1 tRNA gene and 2 rRNA genes (1 of these 3 cut by a window edge) are annotated in these 2830 nt (G+C 54.1%); all 3 read right to left on the bottom strand.

The annotated features are described in order from the left end of the window. Positions 1–16 precede the first annotated feature (16 nt). Positions 17–93 (bottom strand) — tRNA-Met (locus F8R15_RS16575). A gap of 194 nt (positions 94–287) precedes the next feature. Then, positions 288–402, bottom strand: a 5S ribosomal RNA gene (rrf, locus tag F8R15_RS16570). Between the two features lie 88 nt (positions 403–490). Then, positions 491–2830 (bottom strand): 23S ribosomal RNA (locus F8R15_RS16565) (it continues 492 nt past the right edge of the window).

The following is a 2830-nucleotide window of genomic DNA, read 5'->3' as shown; positions in this document are numbered from 1 at the left end:
TTTCTTCATAAGACATTGGTTGCGGGAGTAGGATTTGAACCTACGACCTTCAGGTTATGAGCCTGACGAGCTACCGGGCTGCTCCATCCCGCGTCCGTTGAGCGTTTGCCTTTATGTCAGGTTATGAGCCTGACGAGGCGATCGCGTTAAGCAAACTCTCGAGGAGAGTTTGTAGCGATTGCGGGGTGCTCGATCCCGCGTCCGTTCCCGAGGGCTTTATGTTTTTGCGATCGGGATTTTGTTTGTCATCGTTGTTTGAGAGATGAAGTTTTATCGCTTCTTTCTAGGTTTGGCGGTGACCTACTCTCCCACGTCTTAAGACGCAGTACCATTGGCGCGACGGCACTTAACGGCCGGGTTCGGAATGGAGCCGGGTGTTTTGCTCGTGCTATGACCACCAAACCGAGGAAGAAGCGATGAAGTTCAAGTCGTACACTTTGTATTGTGCATGCTGTTTGATCGGATGCCAGAGGTCTGGCTTCTACCGGATCAAATCAAGCCAATCGGGCAATTAGTACTGGTCAACTGAACGCGTTGCCGCGCTTACATCTCCAGCCTATCGACGTGGTGGTCTTCCACGGCCCTCAAGGGATACCTAGTTTTGAAGGGGGCTTCCCGCTTAGATGCTTTCAGCGGTTATCCTGTCCGGACATAGCTACCCAGCACTACCGTTGGCACGATAACTGGTCCACCAGTGGTCCGTTCACCCCGGTCCTCTCGTACTAGGGGCAACTCTTCTCAAGTATCCTACACCCACGGCAGATAGGGACCGAACTGTCTCACGACGTTCTAAACCCAGCTCACGTACCTCTTTAAACGGCGAACAGCCGTACCCTTGGGACCTGCTCCAGCCCCAGGATGAGATGAGCCGACATCGAGGTGCCAAACGGTGCCGTCGATATGGACTCTTGGGCACCATCAGCCTGTTATCCCCAGAGTACCTTTTATCCGTTGAGCGATGGCCCTTCCACTCGGGACCACCGGATCACTATGGCCGACTTTCGTCTCTGCTCGACTTGTCAGTCTTGCAGTCAGGCTGGCTTCTGCCATTGCACTCAACGACCGATTTCCGACCGGTCTGAGCCAACCTTCGCGCGCCTCCGTTACACTTTGGGAGGCGACCGCCCCAGTCAAACTACCCACCACGCAGGGTCCCGGATCCCGATAAGGGACCGCGGTTAGACATCAAGCAGGCGAAGGGTGGTATCTCAAGGATGGCTCCACGAAGACTGGCGTCCCCGTTTCAAAGCCTACCACCTATCCTGCACATCACATGCCTGATGCCAGTGCGAAGCTATAGTAAAGGTTCATGGGGTCTTTCCGTCTAACCGCGGGTAGTGTGCATCTTGACACACAGTTCAATTTCGCTGAGTCCACGTTTGAGACAGCGGGGAGATCGTTACGCCATTCGTGCAGGTCGGAACTTACCCGACAAGGAATTTCGCTACCTTAGGACCGTTATAGTTACGGCCGCCGTTTACCGGGGCTTCAATTCGGAGCTTGCACTCCTCCTTTTAACCTTCCGGCACCGGGCAGGCGTCAGACTGTATACGTCGCCTTACGGCTTCGCACAGCCCTGTGTTTTAAGTAAACAGTCGCCACCCCCTAGTTTGTGCCCCCCACCCTCACTTGCGTGAGAATGGGGCCTCCTTCTCGCGAACTTACGGAGGCATTTTGCCGAGTTCCTTAAACGTGGTTCTCTCAAGCGCCTTGGTATTCTCTACCAGTCCACCTGTGTCGGTTTCGGGTACGGTCCGATAGTGGGGCTATTTCCAGGAACTGCTAAGCGGCCCACACAATCCAATAAGTGTGAACAACCCTCGCAATCCGTCACCACCACATGGCCCAGGAATATTAACCTGGTTCCCATCGACTACGCCTTTCGGCCTCGCCTTAGGGGCCGGCTTACCCTGCTCAGATTAGCTTTAAGCAGGAACCCTTGGACTTTCGGCGACAGGGTCTCTCACCCTGTTTGTCGCTACTCATGTCAACATTCTCACTTCTGATCACTCCACCGGATGCCTTACAGCCCGGCTTCACAGTCAGAACATTGCCTCCAATACTCCCGAAGGAGATAAGGAGGCAGCGTTCTATATCACAGAACGCTCCGCTACCACGCACATCACTGTGCATCCAAAGCTTCGGCTCATGGCTTGAGCCCCGTTACATCTTCGCCGCAAGACCTCTTGACTAGACCAGTGAGCTGTTACGCTATCTTTAAAGGATGGCTGCTTCTAAGCCAACCTCCTGGTTGTTTTGGAAGTCTCACATGCTTTCCCACTTAGCCATGAATTGGGGGCCTTAGCTGTTGGTCAGGGTTGTTTCCCTCTCCACGACGGACGTTAGCACCCGCCGTGTGTCTGCCGATCAGTTCTTCCCGGTATTCGGAGTTTGCTTAGACTCAGTAAGGCTGTGGGCCCCCATCATCCATGCAGTGCTCTACCCCCGGGAGAATACAATCGACGCGCTACCTAAATAGCTTTCGCGGAGAACCAGCTATCTCCAGATTTGATTGGCCTTTCACCCCTAGCCACACGTCATCCGGACCCTTTTCAACGGGTGTCGGTTCGGCCCTCCAGTGAGTGTTACCTCACCTTCAGCCTGCACATGGCTAGATCATCTGGTTTCGGGTCTGATCCATCGAACTCATTCGCCCTGTTAAGACTCGCTTTCGCTACGCCTACACCTAACGGCTTAAGCTTGCTCGATAGACCAAGTCGTTGACCCATTATACAAAAGGTACGCCGTCAGAGCTCAAGGCTCCTCCGACTGCTTGTAGGCGTCCGGTTTCAGAAACTGTTTCACTCCCCTCGTCGGGGTGCTTTTCACC

The organism is Thioclava sp. JE_KL1, assembly GCF_009296265.1.
GTDB lineage: Bacteria > Pseudomonadota > Alphaproteobacteria > Rhodobacterales > Rhodobacteraceae > Thioclava.
Note: the sequence above shows the minus strand (reverse complement) of the source record. Positions and strands in the feature narration are given on the sequence as shown.